Source organism: Amycolatopsis sp. NPDC051071, from assembly GCF_040682875.1.
Lineage (GTDB): Bacteria > Actinomycetota > Actinomycetes > Mycobacteriales > Pseudonocardiaceae > Amycolatopsis.
Genome location: NZ_JBFBBY010000001.1, coordinates 136,448 through 158,913 on the forward strand (window position 1 = coordinate 136,448; position 22,466 = coordinate 158,913).

At 67.5% G+C, this 22,466-nt stretch carries 19 protein-coding genes and 1 tRNA gene; 9 read left to right on the plus strand and 11 right to left on the minus strand.

Features of this window, described 5'->3' with window-relative positions; genetic code table 11:
- The 4 genes from AB0M65_RS00665 to AB0M65_RS00680 all read right to left on the minus strand — a co-directional run bounded on the left by AB0M65_RS00665 (nucleotide 1) and on the right by AB0M65_RS00680 (nucleotide 5,814).
- Nucleotides 1–669: a hypothetical protein gene (locus AB0M65_RS00665; RefSeq protein WP_364019206.1), complete on the minus strand. Its 669-nt coding sequence runs from the start codon at nucleotides 667–669 to the stop codon at nucleotides 1–3.
- 492 nt (nucleotides 670–1,161) lie between these two features.
- Nucleotides 1,162–1,494 carry a hypothetical protein gene (locus tag AB0M65_RS00670; RefSeq protein WP_364019209.1) on the minus strand — a complete coding sequence of 111 codons (333 nt, stop codon included), beginning with the start codon at nucleotides 1,492–1,494 and terminating at the stop codon, nucleotides 1,162–1,164.
- 17 nt (nucleotides 1,495–1,511) lie between these two features.
- A complete protein-coding gene (locus AB0M65_RS00675; protein ID WP_364019212.1) occupies nucleotides 1,512–2,552 on the minus strand; it encodes a PLP-dependent transferase in 1,041 nt (346 codons plus the stop codon).
- Nucleotides 2,553–2,577: 25 nt separating this feature from the next.
- Complete coding sequence (locus AB0M65_RS00680) at nucleotides 2,578–5,814, minus strand: penicillin acylase family protein (protein WP_364019215.1); 3,237 nt, start codon at nucleotides 5,812–5,814, stop codon at nucleotides 2,578–2,580.
- 194 nt (nucleotides 5,815–6,008) lie between these two features.
- On the opposite strand from AB0M65_RS00680, the gene AB0M65_RS00685 reads away from it, so the two are divergent.
- Nucleotides 6,009–6,383 carry an FKBP-type peptidyl-prolyl cis-trans isomerase gene (locus AB0M65_RS00685; RefSeq protein WP_364019218.1) on the plus strand — a complete coding sequence of 125 codons (375 nt, stop codon included), beginning with the start codon at nucleotides 6,009–6,011 and terminating at the stop codon, nucleotides 6,381–6,383.
- 65 nt (nucleotides 6,384–6,448) lie between these two features.
- On the opposite strand, the gene AB0M65_RS00690 is transcribed toward AB0M65_RS00685, so the two are convergent.
- The 3 genes from AB0M65_RS00690 to AB0M65_RS00700 form a co-directional block, all read right to left on the minus strand.
- On the minus strand, nucleotides 6,449–7,492 hold the full coding sequence (locus AB0M65_RS00690; protein WP_364019221.1) for an XRE family transcriptional regulator: 1,044 nt from the start codon (nucleotides 7,490–7,492) through the stop codon (nucleotides 6,449–6,451).
- Nucleotides 7,489–8,100 (minus strand): hypothetical protein, encoded by a 612-nt coding sequence (locus AB0M65_RS00695; protein WP_364019224.1) that lies wholly within the window; start codon nucleotides 8,098–8,100, stop codon nucleotides 7,489–7,491. The genes AB0M65_RS00690 and AB0M65_RS00695 overlap by 4 nt, the downstream gene beginning before the upstream one ends.
- Nucleotides 8,101–8,268: 168 nt before the next feature.
- A tRNA-Leu gene (locus tag AB0M65_RS00700) sits at nucleotides 8,269–8,351 on the minus strand.
- Nucleotides 8,352–8,480: 129 nt separating this feature from the next.
- Here AB0M65_RS00700 and AB0M65_RS00705 point away from each other — a divergent pair.
- The 7 genes from AB0M65_RS00705 to pknB all read left to right on the plus strand — a co-directional run bounded on the left by AB0M65_RS00705 (nucleotide 8,481) and on the right by pknB (nucleotide 17,964).
- Nucleotides 8,481–9,740 carry a DUF3662 and FHA domain-containing protein gene (locus AB0M65_RS00705; RefSeq protein WP_364019226.1) on the plus strand — a complete coding sequence of 420 codons (1,260 nt, stop codon included), beginning with the start codon at nucleotides 8,481–8,483 and terminating at the stop codon, nucleotides 9,738–9,740.
- A 158-nt stretch (nucleotides 9,741–9,898) separates the two neighbouring features.
- Nucleotides 9,899–10,366 carry an FHA domain-containing protein gene (locus AB0M65_RS00710; RefSeq protein ID WP_364019228.1) on the plus strand — a complete coding sequence of 156 codons (468 nt, stop codon included), beginning with the start codon at nucleotides 9,899–9,901 and terminating at the stop codon, nucleotides 10,364–10,366.
- Nucleotides 10,363–11,754: a PP2C family serine/threonine-protein phosphatase gene (locus tag AB0M65_RS00715; protein WP_364019229.1), complete on the plus strand. Its 1,392-nt coding sequence runs from the start codon at nucleotides 10,363–10,365 to the stop codon at nucleotides 11,752–11,754. Before AB0M65_RS00710 ends, AB0M65_RS00715 begins: the two co-directional genes overlap by 4 nt.
- Nucleotides 11,754–13,232, plus strand: coding sequence for an FtsW/RodA/SpoVE family cell cycle protein (locus AB0M65_RS00720; RefSeq protein WP_364019231.1), 1,479 nt, complete (start codon nucleotides 11,754–11,756; stop codon nucleotides 13,230–13,232). The genes AB0M65_RS00715 and AB0M65_RS00720 overlap by 1 nt, the downstream gene beginning before the upstream one ends.
- Complete coding sequence (locus AB0M65_RS00725; RefSeq protein WP_364019234.1) at nucleotides 13,229–14,692, plus strand: penicillin-binding protein 2; 1,464 nt, start codon at nucleotides 13,229–13,231, stop codon at nucleotides 14,690–14,692. The genes AB0M65_RS00720 and AB0M65_RS00725 overlap by 4 nt, the downstream gene beginning before the upstream one ends.
- A gap of 3 nt (nucleotides 14,693–14,695) precedes the next feature.
- Nucleotides 14,696–16,003, plus strand: a complete 1,308-nt coding sequence (locus AB0M65_RS00730; protein WP_364019237.1) for a serine/threonine-protein kinase — start codon at nucleotides 14,696–14,698, stop codon at nucleotides 16,001–16,003.
- A complete protein-coding gene (pknB, locus tag AB0M65_RS00735) occupies nucleotides 16,000–17,964 on the plus strand; it encodes a Stk1 family PASTA domain-containing Ser/Thr kinase (protein ID WP_364019270.1) in 1,965 nt (654 codons plus the stop codon). Before AB0M65_RS00730 ends, pknB begins: the two co-directional genes overlap by 4 nt.
- 44 nt (nucleotides 17,965–18,008) lie before the next feature.
- Here pknB and AB0M65_RS00740 read toward each other — a convergent pair whose 3' ends face one another.
- The 4 genes from AB0M65_RS00740 to AB0M65_RS00755 are packed head-to-tail and all read right to left on the minus strand — an operon-like array spanning nucleotide 18,009 to nucleotide 20,627.
- Entirely contained in the window at nucleotides 18,009–18,542 is a 534-nt protein-coding gene (locus AB0M65_RS00740) for an AAA family ATPase (protein WP_364019240.1), read from the minus strand.
- Entirely contained in the window at nucleotides 18,542–19,186 is a 645-nt protein-coding gene (locus AB0M65_RS00745) for a hypothetical protein (RefSeq protein WP_364019243.1), read from the minus strand. Before AB0M65_RS00745 ends, AB0M65_RS00740 begins: the two co-directional genes overlap by 1 nt.
- Complete coding sequence (locus AB0M65_RS00750; RefSeq protein ID WP_364019246.1) at nucleotides 19,174–19,986, minus strand: ATP-binding cassette domain-containing protein; 813 nt, start codon at nucleotides 19,984–19,986, stop codon at nucleotides 19,174–19,176. Before AB0M65_RS00750 ends, AB0M65_RS00745 begins: the two co-directional genes overlap by 13 nt.
- Nucleotides 19,983–20,627, minus strand: coding sequence for an aminodeoxychorismate/anthranilate synthase component II (locus tag AB0M65_RS00755; RefSeq protein WP_364019249.1), 645 nt, complete (start codon nucleotides 20,625–20,627; stop codon nucleotides 19,983–19,985). The genes AB0M65_RS00750 and AB0M65_RS00755 overlap by 4 nt, the downstream gene beginning before the upstream one ends.
- 110 nt (nucleotides 20,628–20,737) lie before the next feature.
- Here AB0M65_RS00755 and AB0M65_RS00760 point away from each other — a divergent pair, with 110 nt between their 5' ends.
- On the plus strand, nucleotides 20,738–22,057 hold the full coding sequence (locus AB0M65_RS00760) for an FAD-dependent oxidoreductase (RefSeq protein WP_364019273.1): 1,320 nt from the start codon (nucleotides 20,738–20,740) through the stop codon (nucleotides 22,055–22,057).
- Nucleotides 22,058–22,466: the final 409 nt, after the last annotated feature.

Sequence of the window (22,466 nt, forward strand, 5' to 3'; positions counted from 1 at the left end):
TCAGGCCGCGGTGGCGCCGAAACCGGTCTCGATGCCGCCCTTGGGGGCGTACTTGACCTGCTTCTCCGGCTTGCCAGGGGTACCCGGGGTGCCCGCGCCGCCGCCGATGGCCGACTCGAACTCGATGTCGCCCTTGCCCGCCTTGCCGTCACAGGTCCAGGTGAAGGTGCTGGCGTTGCCCTTGAAGGACTTCTTCACCTTCACGATGTAGACCCAGTAGCGGCCGTCGTCCTCGGCCTGGTTGCTGTACAGGGTGTCGAAGTCCGGCGCCGAAACGTTCGACGGCTCGCCCGACTCGCAGGCGATGACCAGCGCGCCGACACCGTTGTCACCGATGTAGCCCGCGCCGACGTTGTCGACGTAGGGCTCCTCCGGCGGAGTGGTCGGCTTCTCCGAGGTGGAGGTCGGCGACGGCTTGCCGGAAGTCGGCTTGCCGCTGGTCGAAGTCGGCTGCTGCGACGACGAGCCCGGAGTGCTCGGCTCGGTCGAGGCCGTGGTCACCGGACCGCCAGAGTAGGACGGCTCCGCCGGAGCGGAGGACGACGTCTCGGACGAGACCGGAGGAGTCGTCGTCGTTTCGTCCTGCGCCGAAGCGGCAGGCGTCACGGCCAGCGAGATGACGGCGCCGGCCAGCACCGCGCCCGCGAGGCGGCCCAACGTCTTCTTCAAAGTGATCTCCCAGTGGAAAGTATCGCAACGCACGGTGACCCCCACCCTGCGGCCACCCGAGGGAAAATCCCACTTTCGGGTGACAGCGCGATACTGCCGGAAAATCACCGGTCTCAATAGCCGATAAGCGGTGACAAGAACCACTGGGAAAACCGGTAACAGTAGAAGGTGCCCACTCGATACAAGGGCCCGGAAGGCGCTCAGCAGAGGGGAAATCCTCGCGGCGACGAAGGAATGTTAACACCCATACGGCCGGAACGGTTGCCTTGCGGAAGCATTTTTCCTCTTCCGCCGGACGTCGCGAAACCGCCGGTTTCCGTGGCCGAATCGCTGTCTTCCTGCGAATCCTCACTTCGACCTGGTGCATTTACGCGCTCGCCTGCTCGCGGTGTGTCACCCTCTGGCCGTTGATTCACGCGTTCGGAGTACCCATTGGTGAAGTATTGACCGCCACGAGCGGCAGATCGGTGCTCAGCAACACCAAGATCACGATTAGAACACCAGGAACAGGGCCACGCCGACGGAGATCGCGCCGAGAAGACCCGAACCGAGCAGCCACGGCCCTGGGGACGTCCGCCGTCGCACCGCCCGGCCCCCACCGACGGCCGCGACCAGGAGTCCGACGCCGAACCCGATCGCGGGGATGAAGGTGGCGAAGGTCCGGTTCTCGGGGGTGCAGACCCAGACCTTGTCGTCCGGGCAGACGATCGCCGCGAGTTCGGCCAGCAGGCCGACGGCGACCAGCGCGAGGAAGCCGATCACCAGTAGCCAGAACAGGCCCCACAGCAACCGGCCGAGCGTCCGAGGCTGTCTTGTTTCCTCCACACGACCAGGTTAAGGCGCTACCCGAGCGCCGAGGTCAGATCCGTCCAGAGATCTTCCGGATCTTCCAGCCCGACACTGAACCGGACCAGCCCGGCGGGCACATGCGCGTCGCCTGCCAGCCACGCCCGCCGCTCGACCAGGCTCTCCACCCCGCCGAGGCTGGTGGCCGCGCGGATCAGCCGCAGCGAACCGATGACCTTGTCGGCGGTCTCGGCGTCCGGGAGTTCGAAGGCGATCATCGTGCCGGAGCCGGGATAACGCACCCGGGTGATCGCGGGGTGGTCCAGCAACCGCGCCGCCAGCAGCGCGGCCGTGCGGGTCTGCTCGGCCAGCCGGACCGGCAGCGTCCGCAGGCCACGCAGGGCCAGCCACGCTTCGAGGGCTCCCGGCGTCGCACCCATCCTGGTGCGCGCGTCGCGCAGGTCCTTCGCGACGGCTTCGTCGGCCGCGACGGTCAGGCCGAGCAGCAGGTCGCTGTGGCCGCCGATGAGTTTCGTCGCGCTGTGCACGACGATGTCCGCGCCGAGTTCGAGTGGCCGCTGCCCGAGCGGGGTGGCGAACGTGTTGTCCACGGCGACCAGGCCGTTCGCGGCGGCGGCGATCGTCTCGATGTCGATGACGTCGAGGGTGGGGTTGGTCGGGGATTCGAGCCAGAGCAGGTCGGCGTCCGCGGCGGCGACCCACGCGTCCGTGTCGTCCGGCGCGATCTCGGTGACCACCAGACGGCCGGTCCGGTGCGCGTGCGCGAGCAGGCCGCGCGAGCCCGCGTAACTGAACGTCGGGACGCAGACCTTCGCGCCGACTCGCAGCGTGTCCACCACCGCGCTGAGTGTCGCGATCCCCGAGGCGAACGCGGTGGCGTGCCCGCCTTCGAGCGCGCCGATCGCGGCCTCCAGTGCTTCCCAGGTCGGCGTGCCGTTCTCGCGTGAATACGCGCGATCGGCGCCGGCGTCGAAGGTGCTGGCCGCGACGATCGGCACGTTCAGTGGTTCGCCGGGGCCCTCGGGGCGGCCGGCCGCGACGGCGAGGGTGCGGGGTGACCAGTCGTTCGTGTTCACCCCGCCACCGTAAACCGTGTCCTCGCTAGTGGGCGTACACCTCGAATTCGTAGAGGGAGTAGCCGTACTTCGTGCCGCGCTGAACTCCGGCCATCCGTACATAACGGCCATCCGTGGCGTCGAAGGCGACATTGTCCTGTCCACCGTCGCCGTCCGCTATGGACGCCGCGTCCCGCCAGTTCGTCCCATCGGACGAGACCTGCACCTTGTACGCCTTCCCGTACGCGGATTCCCACCGCAGGACCACGCGGGAGACGGGCCGCACCGAGCCGAGGTCGACGGTGATCGACTGGTTGTCGCTCCAGTCACTCGCCCAGCGGGTCGAGGAGTCGCCGTCGATCGCGTTGGACGGCGGCGAGTTGTACCAGCCGGTTTCGTGACTGCTCGCGCTGACCGACCGGCCGGTGGCGAGGTTGGCGATGTTGTCGCCGCGCTTCGCCGGGAACTCGACGACCTGCTGGAACGTCGGCCGGTTCTGGGTGCTCATCTTGTCCTGCGTGATCCCGCCGAGTGCCCGGTGGATGATCGTGTCGGCGCACCACTGGTCACCCGCGGCGCAGTCGCCGTCACCCGGGTACACGGTGTTGGCTGGCTGCGCGGCCGCCTGCGTCAGCGAGTCGAGCAGGATCTGACGGCAGGCGTTGACGTCGCCGCCACCGCAGTATTTCGCGCCCAGCGGTCCGGCGACGTTTTCCCCGAGGACCGACCGGATGTCCTTGTGGACGTAGCCCCACCAGCCCGACTGGTACGACGAACCGGCGTGCGACTGGCCGACGTGTTTGCCGGGCACCTCGTTCTGCCATCCGGACGGCGATTCGTTGATCTTCAGCACACCCACCATGGCGGCGTAGGCGGCGTCACCCATGCCGGGTTTGAACTGGGCGTTGACCAGCAGCGGCCACCAGGCGTCCATGACGCGGATCGCGTCGGCGTTCGCGTAGGCCTTGCTGCCGGGTGAGGTCTCCGAGCGCAGTCCGCCCGCGGCGAGCCACGTCTTCAGCTTCGCCACCGCGTCCGCGGCCGGACCGGTCACGGGTGCCTTGTCGATCACCTTGAACAGTTCCGGCAGCACCTTCTCCGCGCGGAGGTCGGCGAGTGCCGCCTCCTCCATGGCCTGCGTGAGGTTCACCCGCGTCACCCTGGTGCCGCTGGAGACCAGCTTTTTGACCCGCGCGTCGATCAGATCGCCGCGGTGCACGGAACTCTTGTCCGCGCCGCTGGCCGCATAGCCGCCTGCCTGGGCGTTGTTCCAGCTGATGTAGTAGTCCTGGTTGATCGACTGCGGATGCTGCGAGGACGGCGTGTAGTTCGCGAGGTTGCCCTCGGGATTCCAGCCCTGCCAGTCGAAGCCGGCGTCGGCCTTCACCGGCATGGCCGGGTCGACGTTCGGGTTCCGGACCGGGTTCGAGCCGGAGTTGAAGTACGCGACGTCACGGGAGTCGGCGTAAAACCAGTTGTAGGTCTGGTTGACGTCGGCCGCCGCGATCTGGAAGTCCCGCGCGGACTTGATCGCGTCCGGGTCGTTGAACTTCTGGAAGCCGATGATCGTGTCGATCTCATGCTGGAACGTCGACCGCAGTGACGCGTACGCCACCGGTTTGCCGCCGACCAGCGCCCGGCTCGACACCGGGCCGTACTTCGTGCGGAAACTACGCAGGGTGTAGGAACCTTCGGCGGTCCCGTCGGCGATCGTGGGCTTCCAGGCGTTCTTGCGCTCGACGACGTCGAACGGCAGGCACTGGCCGCGGAACTTGTAGAAAGTGGAGTTTTTCGTCGGCGCGGAACCGTTTTGCTCACACAGTTCGACGGCGTAGGTGTCGGTGATGTCCTGCGACGCCGACGTCGCGCTCCACGAGTAGTCCTTGCCGCGGCCGAGCAGCACATACATGCTGATGCCCGCGAAGGAGGCGCCGCGGGCGCTGATGCCAGGGCCTTGGAGTTCTTGCAGCATCAGCAATTGCGGCGCGAAGTAGCCGGCCTGCGGGCCGAAGACGGCGACCGGATGCCCGCTCGCGGTCTTGGCGCCGGAGACGACCAGCGCGTTGGACATGCCGTGCTTCTCGGACAGGAGATTGCCGGGGAGGACGCCGTTGTCGAAGATGCCGCGGACGGCCTTCTGGTCTGCGGGTGCGGGGACGTCCACCTTGGCGGGTGTCGCCGTCCCGGCGGAACCGGTCGGGTCGAAGACCAGTTGCTGGCCGGAAACCGATCCCTTGTCCGGTATCGCGGCGCCCTGCGGATTCGCCGGCGCTTTACCGTAGTCGAAGTTCTGTCCATTGTGGAGGGTCTTGACGGCCTCGGGGTCGTCCTCGGAACGGAGGCTCTTCCAGACCTTGTCGCCCTGCTCCAGTCCGTACTTCTCCTGCATCGCCATCTTCGCGATGGCGTTCTGCACCTCACCGCCACCGCCCGCGCCGAACTGCGCGCCGACCACCGCGGCGAGCACGACGAGGTCGGTCAGCTTGAACGGGTCGATGGTCCCGGCGTTGGTGATCGCGTCGACGTGCCCGGTGAGGACGTACTCGCCGGGGAAGTAGCGGCCACTGTGCGAATCGGAGATGTACTTGTTGACGCCCTGGACGTAGGCCTCGGCGTCGGCCTTGCCCTGCGCACCACGCGGGCCACTCGCCGCGGCGTTGTCGATCTGCTTCTGCAACTCCGGCTCGGTGTACGGCGCGGAGGCGAAGAAACTCTGTTCGAGTTCACGGTTGCCCTGTGCACCACCGGCGTATGAGGTCAGCTGGCCGCGGCCGACGCGGCGCATGATGTCCATCAGCCACAGGCGGTCCTGCGCGGCGGCGTACCCGGCGCCGTACATCGTGCCCGGCCGCGTCGTGCCGACGATGCGGGGAACGCCGGTCGCCTTGTCACGGGTGATCGTGACGTCCGAGCGCGGTTTGATCGAACTCTCGACCTGACCGGACGGGACGCCGAACGAGGAGTCGTTGAAGAACTGGTTGATCTTGTCGGTGGTCAGCGTCTTGTAGCCGTCGGCGAGCGAGGCGTACTTGCCGAGCTGATCGGCCGAGTGCGCGGGACGGGTGCCCAACGCCTTGTGCGCCAGGATTTCGGCGAGAGTGGCGTTCCCCTTGGTGCCGGGCGGCAGGATGTCGCCGCACTGGCCGCCGCAGTAGTCGTCGAGGGCGGCCGCCACGACGGAGTCCGCCTGGGGTTCCGCCGCGTTCGCCTGTACTGCCGGAACGGTGCCCGCCACCAGCGTCAACCCCGCCAATGTCGTCAGGACCCGTATGCCTCGTCGCATGAAAGACCTCCGTCGTCGGAGAGTGACGAGGCGCACACTACCCACGGGTATCCGAATTTGTGAAGACTATTCGCGTTCTTGCCACCGTTCGGCGGAACACTCGCCCCGCGGACCCAGGACCAGCGAATGTACTCCCCCTTCTTCCCCGCCGACGCCCTCGGCGAAGAAGCTTCGCTTCACGTATCTTCCTGGGCATGCCTTTGGAAAAGCCTCAGATCGACCGTCCGGAGGGCGCCGCGCCCGCCGACCTGGTGACCACCGACCTGACCGTCGGCGATGGCAAGGAGGCGAAGGCCGGTGACACCGTTTCGGTGCACTACGTCGGTGTCTCGCATTCGACCGGCGACCAGTTCGACGCGTCGTGGGACCGCGGCGAGCCGCTGCGCTTCGGCCTCGGCGGCGGCCAGGTCATTCCCGGCTGGGACCAGGGTGTCGCGGGGATGAAGGTCGGCGGCCGTCGTCAGCTGGTCATCCCGCCGCATCTCGCTTATGGTGAACGTGGTGCCGGCGGTGTCATCAAGCCGAACGAAACCCTGATCTTCGTCGTCGACCTCGTCGGCGTGAACTGACCCCCAGAACACGCACGGGCCCCGGTGGACATGGATCCACTGGGGCCCGTCTTACGCCGCCTTCATCAAACCGCTTGCAAGCGTCGCGTTGGTCGCGCGAACGGGTTGTCGGCAGAGTCTTCTGAGAAGCCGGCCAGCTCAGCGATCTCTCCATCGGTGAGACCTTTGGCTCGCAACGTATCGCCGATCGCTGTGACGAGCTGCGGAATCTCCGGCGCCAGACGATCACTGTCCGGTTCAGCGGTCTTCCATCCGCGAGCGTTCATGGACTTGTAGAAGCTCGTACGATCTGTCGCCGAAACCTGCCTGAGCGAGTAAGCACGCTCGAAGAGCGCTTGCATCGAGACTCCCCAGACTCGCTTCATGTCTCGTAGGTGTCCGAGCGTCACAGGACGGAGATCCGGCTTGATCACGTGAGCGGGCATCAAAAACTCCGCCGCGAATTCGCTGGCTTCCCGTTCGGGCTCCTCGGTCGCGACTCCGTTGTGGAGCACGAGATGACCGAGCTCGTGAGCCAAGGTCAGCCGTTTGCGATCGACCGGGGCGGCCGCGTTGACCAGCAACACGGGGTGATCGCCGACCCATTGGGAAAGCCCGTCGATACGAGAGGTGCCGAAGTCCTCTTCCAGGATCACGCAGCCAGCGGCCTCAAGCCATCGGACCAGGTGTCGCACCGGTCCGATCGGCAGCCTCCACTGAGCACGCACCATCAGCGCCGCCTGCGCCGGAGTCGTATCGATCGGATCAAACGTCGGGACCGACTGCTCCGCCCTCATCGACACCTCCTCGAACAGCACAGACACGTGCAACCGGTACGCGTTCAGCCGCGCTTCCAGCTTCCGCCACGCGGAAGCTTTGGTCGTTCGTTGACGCCTCATGTGCGCGTCCACCGCGAGCGCACCCCGAACTGCATGATCCCGCGTCAGGAAGCGCGTCGACACGCCCAAGGACAGCGCGAGCCGGTTCATCACGTCGTCATCAGGCATACGTTGATCGTTCTCGTAACGGGACAACGCTGCCTGCGTAACCTCGGCCATGGCACACAGATCCGCCTGCGTCAGACCGCGGGCGCGGCGAAGTGTTTCCAGCACGTCGCCGATTCCACTCACGTCGCTTCGTCCTCCTCGTCTCGGGCCGTGGCCTCGTACAGGTCGATCTGGGGCAGCGAAGGATCCACGGGAGTCCAGGTGATTTCCGTGCCCTCGGCGCCGGACGCCTCAGCATCTACCTCAACAGCCCAGATCGCATCTTTGTCCAACCCGTCGCGCAGGGAGACGATTGTGCCGCCGATCACTCGCTCCTCGGAATCCCAGCGATAACCGAAGCCCAGGCGGACCTCCTCCAATCCTTCCAGAGTCTCGGACTGCGCCCAGAAGGCCAGTGCGGATTTCGTGGCGTATGACCTGATGCGATCTCGACCTGTGTGTCGCTTCACGCGAGCGCGGTAGCGGAGACCGACAGCGACTTCGCGCGTCACGCCCTGGTCCAGCAGCTCGACCGAATCGATGTCAGTGAGACCTCGGCGCAGGTGCGCCCAAAGACGATCGTGTATCCAGTTCGACAGCCCGCGGTCGCTACTGTCCGCGACCCAGCTGGGGAAGGCATCGCGATACTCGGCCAAGTCGGTCCTGGCCGCGCTTGTGGCGTCGACCAGAGCACCGACGACCTTGTCGCCAAGGTCTTGCAGGACGTCCTCGGCCAGAGGGTAGGAAAACATGCCAGAAAATATACCGGCTGCGTCTGCGCAACAACCAGCACAAACGTGTGCAAGAGTCGAACCTGGGGCCCGTCTTACGCCGCCTTCGCCCAACGGCCAGGGCCGCCAGGCCCGAGGCCGAAACGAAAGAAGGCCCCATCGCGGAGCGAAGGGGCCTTCGAACAAGAGTGGGCGAGGAGGGAGTTGAACCCTCACGTCCTTTCGGACACACGGACCTGAACCGTGCGCGTCTGCCATTCCGCCACTCGCCCGAGTGCTTCATTCTCTGACAGCTCGCAAAGCGTAGCAGGGAGGATTCACGGGTTTCACCGGGGGCCGTGTCCGACTGGCCGGACCCGGATAGGATCGCAGGGGAAGCACAAGTGTGAGGAGGTTGCCCGGTGGGCCGCGTGGAGCGCTTTGATAGGCGGCTCGAGAACCTCGTGGGCAATACCTTCGCGCGCATGTTCGGTGGCAACGTCGTCACTCAGGAAGTGGCGGTGGCGCTTGAGCGCGAGAGCGAGGAGAACGTTCGTGAGCTGGCCGGTGGTCGACAGCTCGCTCCCAACCACTACATCGTGTCGTTGGGGCAGGCTGATCACGAGCGCATGGCCGGAGACGAGCGACGGGTCACGTCGGTGTTGGCGGAGGCGGTCAAGGAACACCTCGCCGAGCACGGTTGGGACACCTATGGTGACGTCGTAGTTTCGCTCGAGCGCAACGAGGCGCTGCATACTGGACAGTTCAAGACCCGTTCGTCCGTCGATCCCGACGTCACTCCCCATGGCGCCGAAGGTCCGTCACGGTCGGCACGACCCAGCAACGCAGGAGACCCAGCAATGAGCCAGCCCCCCGGCTACGGCCAATACGACCAGGGTGACCCGTACGGCCAGCAGGGCCAGTACGGCTACGGACAGCAGGCTGGCCAGCAGCAGCCCGGGTACGACCAGGGTTATGGCGGCCAGCAGCAGGGCGGCTACGACCAGGGTTATGGCGGCGCTCAGCAACCCGGGTACGACCAGTACGGCGCCGGTCAGCAGCAGCAACAGCCCGGATACGACCAGGGCTACGGCGGCGCCCAGCAGCCCGGCTATGACCAGTACGGCGGACAGCAGCCTGGCTACGACCAGGGTTATGGCGGCGCTCAGCAGCCAGGTTACGACCAGTACGGCGCCGGTCAGCAGCAACAGCAGCCCGGATACGACCAGGGCTACGGCGGCGCCCAGCAGCCCGGCTATGACCAGTACGGCGGACAGCAGCAGCAACCCGGCTACGACCAGTACGGCGCCGGTCAGCAGGCCTACGGCCAGCCCGCGGCGGACCCGTACGCGCAGGGTGGCGGCTACGGTGGCCAGCCCGCGGCCGGTCGTCAGCTCGCGGCGAGCCTGCAGCTGGACGACGGCTCGAACCGCTCGTACTCGCTGAAGCAGGGTGGGAACGTCGTGGGACGTGGCCAGGACGCCGACTTCCGGCTCCCGGACACCGGGGTCTCGCGTCGTCATCTGGAGATCACCTGGGACGGCCAGAGCGCGACGCTCGCGGACATCGGTTCGACGAACGGCACGACCGTCAACGGCACGCCGGTGCAGACGTGGCAGCTCGCCGACGGCGACGTGATCCGCGTCGGCCACTCGTCTCTCGTATTCCGTACGCAGGGCTGACCGGCGGCGTCCGGAGGGGGTACCGCAGAATTGCGGTGCGGGACCTCGAGTGGATCGGCACTTCAGGTCGTGCGGAGAGCGAGGCAGTTCGGAGCCGACCATCCCGGACAGCAGGGGCTCTCCGCGGCGTACAGGAGACACGGGAGCGGACACAACAAGTGCCAGAGCTGGTCGTTCAACTCACCAGGGTGGGCTTTCTCGTGCTGCTCTGGCTCTTCGTGTTCGCCGCGTTGCGCGTCGTCCGCTCGGACCTCTACGCGGCCTCCGGGCTGCGTGTCGCCATCCCGACGTTCGGTCGCAAGAAGAAGGAAAACAAGAAGCCGCGCGGCGGGAAGTCGCCGCAGCAGCTGTTCGTGACCCATGGTGCGCTGGCAGGTACCAGGATCGCCTTGGACGGCAGGCCGATTCTCATCGGCCGTGCCGACGACTCGACTCTGGTGCTGGATGACGACTACGCGTCGACCCGGCACGCCCGGATCGCCCTGCGCGGGGAGGATTGGTACGTGGAAGATCTGGGCTCGACGAACGGGACGTACCTCGACCGGGCTAAGGTCACGGCACCCCTCCGGGTCCCGCTCGGAGTCCCCATCCGGATCGGCAAAACGGTGATCGAGCTTCGCCCATGACTCTCGTCCTCCGCTACGCGGCTCGCAGCGACCGGGGCCTGGTGCGTTCCAGCAACCAGGACTCCGTGTACGCCGGTCCCCGCCTGCTCGCCCTCGCCGACGGTATGGGCGGCCACGCCGCCGGTGAAGTGGCCAGCAAGGTCGTCGTCGCCTCTCTCGCCCCGCTCGACGACGACGAGCCCGGCGACGATCTCCTCGCTCAGCTGCGCGAGGCCGTCCAGAACGGCAACGCGGCCATCGCCGAGCTCGTCCAGCAGGACCCGGACCTCGACGGGATGGGCACGACCCTGACCGCCGTGTTGTTCGCCGGTTCGCGGATGGGTGTCGTGCACGTCGGCGACTCGCGGGCGTACTTGATGCGCGGCGGCCAGTTCTCGCAGATCACGCGGGACGACAGCTTCGTCAACGAACTTCTCGAACAGGGCCGGATCACGCCGGAAGAGGCCGCGGTGCATCCGCAGCGGTCGCTGCTGCTGAAGGCGCTCACCGGGCACGAGGTCGAACCGAGCCTGACGGTGCGGGAAGCCCGCGCCCACGACCGGTACCTGATCTGCTCGGACGGCCTGTCCGGCATGGTCAGCGATGAGACACTCGCCGAGGCCATTCAGATCCCGGATCCGCAGGCCTGCGCCGACCGGATGATCGAGCTGGCGCTCAAGGGCGGCGGCACGGACAACGTCACGGTGATCATCGCCGACGTCGTCGACGTCGACTTCGGCGACGACGCGCCCATCGTGGGTGGCGCCGCCGGTGACGGCAGTGACGAGTTTCACCAGGGCGACTCCCCCGCCGCCCGTGCCCGCGCGCTGACCCAGCCGTCGCCGCAGCCGCGGCCCGAGGTCCAGCCCCAGCAGGAGGACCCCAAGGTCAAGCGCCGGAGGCGATTTCGCTGGCTGGCGGGAGCAGTGGTCGTCCTGATCGTGCTGGCCGCGGCGGCGATCGCCACGCGGTATTTCGTGCTGAGCCAGTACTACGTCGGCGAGGGCTCCGGCGAGGAGGTCGTGATCTACCGCGGCGTCCCCGGCAGCATCCTTGGTATCGACCTGCACTCCTACGAGCAGGGCTCCTGTCCGCCTGGCGGGCTGTGCACCGACAAGCTGCTGGTGCCCGCCCTCCAGGAGGACGCGCGCATCGCGGTGAAGAACGGCGTCAAGAAGGACACCCTCGACGACGCCCGCAAGTACATCGACGACTTCCTGCGGCCGCATAAGCAGCTGGCCGACTGCAAGCCTGCCGGCGGTTCGTCTTCCACGCCTCTTCCGTCGTCGCCTCCGGTGTCGTCGTCGGCGGCTCCCCCTTCTGCCCCCGCCTCGCCGAGCTCGGCGAACCAGCCAGCGGGGAGGGACTGCTCGACGCCGGCCACGGCAGCACCAGGAGGCGGTAACTGATGAGCACGCCGCTCGCCGATCCGGCTTCGGCCCAGTTCGCCACGAACCCTCCGCGCGAGCTGCCCACCCGGCGCGGAACCGAGCTCGTCCTCCTGGCGTTCGCGACGTTCATCGTCACCATCGCGCTCGTGCTGGTGGAGGCGAACCAGGAGCAGGAACTCACCAGCTCGATCATCTGGCTGGGACTGTCCTACCTCGGGGTACTGACGGCCGCGCACCTCGCGGTCCGCCGCTGGGCGCCCTACGCCGACCCGGTGATCCTGCCGTGTGTCGCGCTGCTCAACGGCCTCGGCCTGGTGATGATCCACCGGATCGACCTGGCGCTGGCGGAACGCGCCGTCCAGCAGGGCAAGGAGTACACGCCGGACGTCACCAAGCAGGTGCTGTTCACGGCGATTTCGCTGGTGCTGTTCGTGGTGGTGCTGATCGTGATCAGCGATCACCGCACGCTGACCCGCTACGGCTACACCTGTGGCCTGGTCGGCATCGTGGCGCTCGCGCTGCCCGCGGTGCTGCCGTCGAGCCTGTCCGAGTCCAACGGCGCGAAGGTCTGGATCAAGCTGCCGTTCTTCTCGATCCAGCCCGGCGAGTTCGCGAAGATCCTGCTGATGATCTTCTTCGCCTCATTCCTGGTGACGAAACGCGACCTGTTCATGGTCGCGGGCAAGAAGATCGTCGGCGTCGAGCTACCGCGTGCCCGTGACCTCGGCCCGATCCTGATCGCGGCGGCCGCCTGTCTCGGCGTGCTGGTCTTCGAGAAGGACCTCGGGACGTCGCTGCTGTTCTTCGGTGTCACGCTGGTGATGTTGTACGTCGCCACCGAACGGGTCATCTGGGTGGTGCTGGGGGTCGGCTTCTTCGCCGTCGGCGCCGTCATCGCCTACAACCTGTTCACGCACGTCCAGCAGCGGGTCCGGAACTGGATCGACCCGCTCGCCACCTACGACGACGACGGCGGCGGCTACCAGGTCGCGCAGGGCCTGTTCGGCCTCGGGACGGGGGGCGTCGGCGGGACCGGCCTCGGCGCCGGACGGCCGGATATGGTCCCCGAGGCCAAAACGGACTTCATCACCACCGCGATCGGCGAGGAACTCGGTTTCATCGGTCTCGCCGCGATGCTGATGCTGTACTTGATCCTGGCGATGCGCGGGATGCGCAGCGCCCTCGCCGTCCGTGACACCTTCGGGAAGCTCCTTGGCGGTGGTCTTTCGTTCGCACTCGTCATGCAGATCTTCGTCGTCGTCGGCGGCGTCACGAACCTGATCCCGAACACCGGGATCACCGCACCGTTCCTCTCCCGCGGTGGTTCCTCATTGCTCGCGAACTACATCCTGGTGGCCCTCCTGCTCCGCATCTCCGACGCCGCACGCAAACCCGCCGCGCGGCCGAAGCCGCAACAGCCACAGGCGCCGATCGCGGAAGCGCATACGGTCATGGTCCAGCGGCCGTCCGCGAACGGTGAGGGGAGCGCCTCGTGAACACCCCGCTTCGCAAGGTCGGCGTCGCCATGCTCGTCATGGTGGTGCTCCTGCTGGCCAATGCCACCTACATCCAGGTGGTCAAGGCCGACGACTACCGCACGGACTCCCGCAATCTGCGCGTGCTCTACGAGGAGTACTCCCGCCAGCGCGGCCTGATCGTCACCCCCGACGGCGTCGCGCGCGCGAAGGTCGACCCGTCGAACGACAAGTACAAGTTCATCCGGACCTACGCCGACGGCCCGATGTACGCGCCGGTCACCGGCTACTACTCGATCAACTACGGCTCCGGCGGGCTGGAGCGCTCCGAGGACGAGGTTCTCAACGGCTCCGATCCCCGGCTGTTCGTCCGGCGCCTGTCGGATATGGTCACCGGCCGCGACCCGCGTGGCGGCAACGTGCGGCTGACGATCAACCCGGCCGTGCAGAAGGCCGCGTACGACCTGATGACGCAGAAGGGCTACACCGGCTCGGTGGTCGCGATGGAGCCCAAGACCGGGCGCATCCTCGCCATGGTCTCGACGCCTTCGTACGACCCGAACAAGCTCGCTTCGCATGTCGGCAAGGAGCAGATCGCGGCCTGGTCCGGATGGCGCGACGACCCGAAGAAGCCGATGCTGAACCGCGCGATCTCGGAGACCTACCCGCCCGGTTCGACGTTCAAGCTGATCACGGCCGCGGCCGCGCTCGAAGACGGCAAGAAGCCGGACACGCAGATCAACACCGCGCCCAACGTGAAGCTCCCCGGCACGCAGACGACGCTGGAGAACTACGGCGGCGCCCCGTGCAAGGGCACCACGTTCGCCGACGCGTTGCGGTACTCCTGCAACGTCCCCTTCGCCGAACTCGCGGGCGAGCTCGGCAAGGACAAGTTGAACGCGACGGCGAAGAACTTCGGCGTCGGCGAGGACCTGACCGTGCCGATGCGGGTCGCCGGCTCCGGCCTCGGCCCGCTTGACTCGAAGGCGGCGCTGTTCCAGAGCGGCATCGGGCAGCGTGACGTGCGGCTGACGCCGTTGCAGGATTGCCTGCTCTCGGCGACCGTCGCGAACAACGGCATGGCGATGAAACCGCAGCTCGTGCAGTCGCTGCTGGCGCCGAACCTGTCGACCATCGAGGACTCGACGCCGACCGAGCTGACCGGTGACGCCGCGCTGTCCAGTGCGAACGCCGCGATCCTGCGCGACATGATGCTGGCGTCGGAGGAGAACACGAAGGGCGCGGGCAAACGCCCCGACATCCAGATCGCCTCCAAAACCGGCACCGCCGAGCACGGCAACGACCCGAAGAACACCCCGCCGCACGCGTGGTACACCGGCTTCGCGCCGGCGATGGACCCGAAGATCGCCGTCTCGGTGATCGTCGAGTCCGGCGGTAACCGCGGCCTCGAAGCGACCGGTGGCACCGTGGCCGCGGAGATCGGCCGCGCCGCCGTCAACGCGATGCTCGGGGGTGGATAGCGGATGCTGTCCTCGGGTCAGCTGCTGGCCGACCGGTACAAGCTGACGAACCGGATCGCCGTCGGCGGGATGGGCGAGGTCTGGCAGGCCAGTGACACCCGGCTGGACCGGACGGTCGCGGTCAAGATCCTCAAGGCGGAGCTGTCCGGCGACGCCGAGTTCCTGCACCGGTTCCGGACCGAGGCGCGGATGACGGCGTCGCTGAACCACCCCGGCATCGCCGCGGTGCACGACTACGGCGAGACCGTCGCCGACGAGCTGTCCATCGCGTACCTGGTGATGGAGCTGGTCGAAGGTGACCCGCTGGCCGCGATCATCTCGCGGGAAGGCCGTCTGAACGCCGAGCGCACCTTGGACATCCTCGAACAGGCGGGGAACGCACTGCAGGCCGCGCACGAGACCGGTCTGGTGCACCGCGACGTCAAACCGGGCAACATCATGGTCACCCCGGCAGGCCAGGTGAAGATCACCGACTTCGGCGTCGCGAAGGCCGCCGACGCCGCACCGGTGACCAGATCCGGCATGGTCATGGGCACCGCCCACTACATTGCCCCCGAACAGGCGCTCGGGCATAACGCCGAACCGGCGAGCGACGTCTACTCGCTGGCCGTCTGCGGTTACGAATGCCTTACCGGGCACCGGCCGTTCCTGTCGGAGAACGCGGTCACCGTCGCGATGATGCATATCCGCGACCTCCCGCCGCCGCTTCCGCCGGACGTGCCGCCGGGTACCCGCGCGGTGATCGAGGCGACCCTGATCAAGGACCCGAGACAGCGGTACAACAGCGGCGGCGAATTCGCGGCCGCGGTGGCCGCCGTCCGCGCCGGGCTCCCCTTGCCGACACCGTCGGGGCTGGTGAACGTCGCCTACGCGACGGGACAGGCGCCGGTGATGCCGCAGGGACCGCCCGGCCCGCTTTCCCCGCCGAACCCGATGGTGGTGGTCGGCCCGGCATCGCATCCGGCGATGCGTCCCGTCACCGGCCCGCCCCCGATGGCCGTCAGACGACTGCCCACCGGGAAACGGCCACAATGGGGCTGGTGGGTGCTGCTCGCGGTGATCCTGCTCGCAGTACTGGTGGCAGGCGCCTTTCTCATCGCGAGACTGATCGGTTCGGGCAACGAACAACAGCCGAGCGGCGTGGAGACGAGTGAGCAGGCACCGCTTCCGGGTAAGAAACCCGCGGGCCCGCCGCCGACCTCCGCGTACCCCGCGGTGCCGACGGAGGGCGGCACCGGGGAATCGGCCGGGCAGGCCAATCCAGGCATGATGAGCACACCTTGGACGGAATGGAACGGCACGCAGAGATGAGCACACCAAGACTGCTCAGCAACCGCTACGAGCTGGGCGACACGCTCGGCTACGGAGGCATGTCCGAGGTCCACCACGGCCACGACGTGCGCCTGGGCCGGGAGGTGGCGATCAAGATCCTGCGTGCCGACCTGGCGCGGGATCCCCAGTTCCAAGAACGTTTCCGTCGCGAAGCACAGAACGCGGCGGCACTGAACCATCCGGCGATCGTCGCCGTCTACGACACCGGCGAGACGAACACCGAGTTCGGCACGCTGCCTTACATCGTGATGGAGTTCGTCGAAGGACGGACTCTGCGCGACATCGTGAAGACCGAAGGACCGATGTCACAGAAGCGGGCGATGGAGGTCATGGCCGACGTCTGCGCGGCGCTGGACTTCTCGCACCGGCACGGCATCGTGCACCGCGACGTCAAGCCCGCGAACGTGATGATCACGAAGAACGGCGCCGTCAAGGTGATGGACTTCGGCATCGCGCGTGCCATGCACGACGGCCAGTCCGCGATGACACAGACCGCCGCGGTGATCGGCACGGCGCAGTACCTTTCGCCGGAGCAGGCCCGCGGTGAGTCCGTCGACGCGCGTTCCGACGTCTACGCCGCGGGCTGCGTGCTGTACGAACTCGTCACCGGAGAACCGCCCTTCACCGGCGACTCCCCGGTCGCGGTGGCGTACCAGCACGTGCGGGAGGACCCGAACCCGCCGTCGTCGGTCAACCCGGCCGTGGCGCCCGAGCTCGACGCCGTCGTGCTCAAGGCGCTCGCGAAGGGTCCGGCGAACCGCTATCAGTCGTCGGCGGAAATGCGTTCGGACCTGGTCCGCACGCTGTCCGGCCAGCGGCCGTCCGCGCCGATGGTGATGTCGGAGGACGAGCGCACCCAGGTCATGGACTCCGACCGCCGGGTTCCGCAGCGTTACGACAACTACGAGGACGACGCCGAGGATCCCGCCGCGAAGAAGAAGCGTCGCGCGTGGCTGATCGCCGGCCTCGTCGTCTCGCTGGCGGCCGTGGTGCTGCTGATCATGTGGCTGTCCAACGCTTTCCAGGACACCAGCGCGGAGAGCAAGGCGATCCCGAGGGTGGTCGGCCAGTCCGAGGCGACGGCAAGGGACGCGCTGCGCACCGCCGGCTTCAACACGCAAGAGGTGAAGCTGGTCGTCTGCGGTGTTCCGGACGCGAACGGTGCGATGGCCTGCGACGAGGACCAGATCAGCCAGGTCCTCGCGATCAACCCGCCGGAAGGCGCGATGACGCCGACCTCGACGAAGATCCTGCTGACCATCGGCGGCAAGCCGGGCAAGGTCAAGACCCCCGATCTCAAGGGCAAGTCGCAGAGCGACGCCGAGACGGCGCTGACCACCGCCGGCCTGCAGCGGGGTACGGTCACCGAGGAAGAGACCGACGACCCGAACCAGGCAGGCAAGGTACTTTCGCAGAACCCGGCCGCGCAGGCAGACGTCGACCAGGGTTCGAAGGTCGACATCAAGATCGGCAAGTCCAAGGAACTGAAGACGGTTCCGAACTACAAGGGCAAGACGCAGACAGAGGCGGAGGCCGGGCTGAAACAGGCCGGGTTCTCCACGTCGGTCACCACGACGAGTTCCACTGAGCCCAAGGGCACGGTGGTCGACCAGACCCCGAACGGCGGCAAGGTCGCCGTCGGCAGTGTGGTCAAGCTGACGGTGTCGGACGGCAGCCAGGACACCTTCGACATGCCGAACCTGAAGGGCATGACGGAGGAGCAGGCGTTCCGGCAGCTGCAGCAGCTGGGCTGGACCGGAAACGTCAACACGCAGGCCGACAAGGGCGGCGACCCGGACGACGCGGGCAAGGTCAGCAAGACCAACCCGCAGGCCGGTTCCAAGGTCGCGAAGAACGCACCCGTGACGCTGTTCATCATCGAGGGTGACACTTCGCCGACGTCGAGTTCACGGACCATCCCGGGACTCCCGACTCCGTAGCCGACAGCCGATAAAGGCCCCGCACGATTTCGTGCGGGGCCTTTTCATGCCAGGGCCACGAGAAGTTCCTGATAGGCCGCCTGGATCTCACCGGCGCGGGTGTGGACGATCTTGGCTTGCGGTCTCGACTCGGCGAGTGCCACGACCCGGTGGTACATCGCCGCGAGCTTCTCGGGCCCGCCCAGCATTTCGTTCACTTCGACGTGGGCGGGTTCGGCCGCCACCCGGGTACGGTCGGCGAACCGGCGAAGGACGTTCTCCAAGGTGTCGAGCAAGACGACCTCGTGAAACTCCGCGCTGGTCTCGTCGGCGAGAACTTCGAGGCGTTCCAGAAAGTCCGTGCTGCCAAGGTACTGCGGGACGATCACGTCGTACCCGGCCGTCAGGTGCGTACGAGCGGCGCTCAGGGCAATGCCGTGGGCGAGCACCCCGGCCGTCGCTGGGTCGTCCTTCCAGGCTCCGAGGAGGCTCCGGAGCCGGTCGAGGTTCAGCGTCAGCGGACGGTCGTCGGCATACAGCCGGGCCAGCGTCGACTTTCCGCAGGCCGGTGGCCCGTTGAGCACGATCAGGCGAGGCATCAGGCGTTCCGGCGGAGCAGGTGCCCGACGACCGTCACGCTCACGAGGAGTCCGGCGATCGCCGCCACGACGGCCACCGCGAGCGGACCACCCGGCGGTTGTTGCGAGGTCAGCGCGCGCAGCAGCGGGTTGGCCAGCGGCAGCCACTTCACCAGGAGCACGGCTGCGAGGGCGAAGATCGCCGCCAGCACGGACCAGCCGACGCGCGGGATTAGCAGCCGTGAGCAGGGCAGGCCGATCGCGATCCCGAACAGCGTGCACACCAGGTGCGTGGCCGCCCCGATGGCGAGGGTGCCGATCGGGAAGCCGCCGGACCGGATCCCCGACCACGCCAGTGTCACGAGGGTCAGCACGACGGCGCAGCCGAAGACGGCCAGCGTGGCACCGCCGAGGACCGATCGCCGGCGGCGTGCGTGGCTGAAGGTGATCAGCCGCTGGACCGGGTCTTCGATGTCGAGCATCGCGATGGTCAGCCAGCAGGAGACCACCAGGAGTGAGCCCGCGCTGATCCCGTACTGCGGCAGCAGCGGCGACTTCGGATCCGTGTAGAGCACGGTGTTGAGCGCGAGATAGGCGAGGATCGCGGGAAGATAGCGCTGGGAATGGCCGAGCAGCGCGAGGTAGTAGCGGGTCATGGCGAGCACGGCGCCACCTCCCGGACCGAGAAGCCCCGGTTGAGCGCGCGCAGCAGGACGGCGTCGGCGTGCCCGGCTTCGACGGTCAGCACGATCCGTCCGCCGTCGGCCACCGCCTGGCGGACGCCGGGTTCCGCCGCCCAATCGCCGTCGGGCCCGTGCAACACGATCCTCGTCGCCGTCTCGGCTTTCACCGCGACCTCGACGCGGGTCAGGCGTCCGGCGTCCATCCGGAAGACGTCGTCGGCGTGGGCGTGCACGGCGGCCGCGCGGTGGTCGGTGAAGACGACGCTCGCGCCGCGGTCCTTGGTCTCGGCCACGATCTCGCCGAGCACGTTGTGCGCCTCGACGTCGAGGCCGGACCAGGGCTCGTCGAGGATCAGCAGGTCCGGCTCGGCGAGGACGGCCTGCGCGAGGCCGACCTTCTGGGCGTTGCCCTTCGACAGGGTCCGCAAAGGCGCGTCCGGCCCGCCGACCAGCGCCAACCGCTCCAGCAGCGGCTCGATGGACGACAAGTCGACATATCCGTCCATTCGGGCCATATGCCGCAGGTACGCCCGGGCGCTCATTCGCTGTCCGGCCGGGAAGCGGTCCGGCAGGTAGCCGACGCGCGGGCTGCCGACGACGGTTCCCGCGGTCTCGCGAGAGAGGGCCGCAAGAATCCTGAGCAGCGTCGATTTCCCCGAGCCGTTCGAGCCAAGGATGCCGAGCACGCGGCCCGCCGGGACGTCGAGGTCGACGTCGGCGAGCACGGGAACGCCGCGACCGTAGCGCTTACCGACTCCTTCGAGCCGGATCAGCGACGTCACGCAGCGGCGGCCTTCTGCAGTGCGCGGGTCGCCTGTTCGAGTTCGTTGACCGTGGCCTCGGCGACCGGGTGCCCGGCCGACGCCATCCAGTTCGCCAGCATCCGGTGCCCGCCCTGGGTGAGCACGGACTCGGGGTGGAACTGGACGCCCTCCAGCGGCAGCTCGCGGTGCCGCATGCCCATCACGATCCCGGAGTCGGTCCGACCTGTGATCTCGAACACGGCGTCGTCGATGGTTTCGGGCAAAACGGTCAGCGAGTGGTATCGCGTGGCGGTGAATTCCGCAGGCAGTCCGGCGAGCACTCCGGCGCCCGAATGGTGGACAAGGCTGGTCTTGCCGTGCAGCAGTTCGGGGGCGCGGTCGACCGTGGCGCCGAAGACGACACCCAGTGCCTGGTGGCCGAGGCAGACGCCGAGCATCGGGATCCGTGCTTCGGCGCATTCGCGGATGACATCCATGCTCTGACCAGCACGTTCCGGGGTTCCGGGGCCAGGAGAGACGAGGACCGCGTCGAACTCGCCGAGCTTGTCGACCTCCACCACGTCGTTGCGCCAGACGGTGCAGTCGGCGCCGAGCTGGGCCAGGTACTGGACCAGGTTGTAGACAAAACTGTCGTAGTTGTCGACGACGAGCACGCGCATGCCGCCAGCTTAGCGCTCCCAGCAGGTGGACCGTACGCCAGATCACAATGATTGTTAGGGGAACCTAACTTACCGTGGTAGGGGTGAGCCGTTCTCTTCGTGTAGCCATCGTGGGTGCCGGTCCGGCCGGCATCTACGCCGCCGACATCCTCGACAAGTCCGACGCTGACGTGACGATCGACCTGTTCGAGCGCATGCCGGCGCCGTTCGGGCTGATCCGGTACGGCGTCGCGCCCGACCACCCGCGGATCAAGGGCATCGTCACCGCCCTGCACAAGGTGCTCGACAAGCCGAATGTCCGGCTGCTGGGCAATGTGGACTACGGGACCGATCTCAAACTCGACGACCTGCGCCAGTTCTACGACGCGGTCATCTTCTCGACCGGCGCCATGGCCGACCGGCAGCTGGACATTCCCGGCATCGAACTCGACGGCTGCTACGGCGCCGCCGACTTCGTCTCCTGGTACGACGGGCACCCGGATGTCCCACGCACTTGGCCGCTGAACGCGACGTCGGTCGCGGTCCTCGGTGTCGGAAACGTGGCGCTCGACGTGGCGCGAATCCTCGCGAAGACCGCGGACGAGCTGCTCACCACCGACATCCCGGACAACGTCTACCAGGGCCTCAAGGCCAGCCCGGTCACCGATGTGCACGTGTTCGGGCGCCGCGGCCCGGCTCAGGCGAAGTTCACGCCGTTGGAGCTGCGCGAGCTGGACCACTCGCCGAACGTCGAGGTCATCGTGTACCCGGAGGACATCGAGTTCGACGAAGGCAGCATCACCGCCCTGCGGGCGTCGAAGCAGATCGACATGGTCGTGAAGACACTGCAGGAATGGGCGATCCGCGACCAGGGCAACCGGCCGAAGCGGCTGCACCTGCACTTCCTGCACTCGCCGTCGGAGGTCGTCGGCGCCGAGGGCAAGGTGACCGGGCTCCGCACGGAGCGCACCGAACTGACCGGTGACGGCACCGTGCGCGGCACCGGGGAGTTCCACGACTGGGACGTCCAGGCCGTCTACCGGGCTGTGGGCTACCTGTCTTCGCATCTGCCGGAAATCCCGTTCGACCACACCACCGGAACCGTGCCGAACCAGGCGGGCCGGGTGCTGGACATCGACGAGGACCAGGTCCCGGGCGTCTACGTGACCGGCTGGATCAAACGCGGCCCCATCGGCCTCATCGGCCACACCAAGGGCGACGCGGCCGAAACGATCGCGAGCCTCCTGGCCGACGCCGACAACCTCGCGACCCCGGCCGTGGACGATCCCGACGCGATCCTCGGCTTCCTCGCCGAACGCGGCGTCCCCTTCACCACCTGGGACGGCTGGGGCAAACTCGACGCCCACGAGAAATCCCTCGGCGCCCCGCACGGCCGGGAACGCGTCAAGGTCGTCGAACGCGACGAAATGACCCGCATCTCGCGGTCCTGAGTCGCTCCTGAGTCGCTCCTGAGTACATGAAGGCCCCCTTCCTTGCGCCTAGCGCACGGAAGGGGGCCTTCGCCGCTGATCGGCCGGTGGAGTCATTGAAGGCCTCGCCACTCACGACCCCGCCCAGGTCACGACCGGGCCGGTGAGGCGGCACCGTGTGGATTTCGGGTCACCCAACGAGCCAAAATCCACACGGTCAGGGACGCGGCCGCCATCGACCTAAGCCTCGGCCCCCGCGACCCAATGCCCTCGTGGCCGGTTGTGGACAACTGCCGGGCATGTCATGAGGGGTCCCCATAGGACAAATTTCGTCCTATGGGGACCCCTCATGTCACTCGGGGCCGGCGGATAAAGCCCGAAAACGGGGGGCGACCGTCTTACAGCCGGGGGTGGTCACCGCGCCAGTCCG

Excerpts from the sequence above, each read along its gene's own strand:
- AB0M65_RS00720 (WP_364019231.1), top strand. The coding sequence starts at position 11,754 with ATGAGCACGCCGCTCGCCGATCCGGCTTCGGCCCAGTTCGCCACGAAC.
- AB0M65_RS00685 (WP_364019218.1), top strand. The coding sequence starts at position 6,009 with ATGCCTTTGGAAAAGCCTCAGATCGACCGTCCGGAGGGCGCCGCGCCC.
- AB0M65_RS00740 (WP_364019240.1), bottom strand. The coding sequence starts at position 18,542 with ATGCCTCGCCTGATCGTGCTCAACGGGCCACCGGCCTGCGGAAAGTCG.
- AB0M65_RS00715 (WP_364019229.1), top strand. The coding sequence starts at position 10,363 with ATGACTCTCGTCCTCCGCTACGCGGCTCGCAGCGACCGGGGCCTGGTG.
- pknB (WP_364019270.1), top strand. The coding sequence starts at position 16,000 with ATGAGCACACCAAGACTGCTCAGCAACCGCTACGAGCTGGGCGACACG.
- AB0M65_RS00695 (WP_364019224.1), bottom strand. The coding sequence starts at position 8,100 with ATGTTTTCCTACCCTCTGGCCGAGGACGTCCTGCAAGACCTTGGCGAC.
- AB0M65_RS00755 (WP_364019249.1), bottom strand. The coding sequence starts at position 20,627 with ATGCGCGTGCTCGTCGTCGACAACTACGACAGTTTTGTCTACAACCTG.
- AB0M65_RS00680 (WP_364019215.1), bottom strand. The coding sequence starts at position 5,814 with ATGCGACGAGGCATACGGGTCCTGACGACATTGGCGGGGTTGACGCTG.
- AB0M65_RS00730 (WP_364019237.1), top strand. The coding sequence starts at position 14,696 with ATGCTGTCCTCGGGTCAGCTGCTGGCCGACCGGTACAAGCTGACGAAC.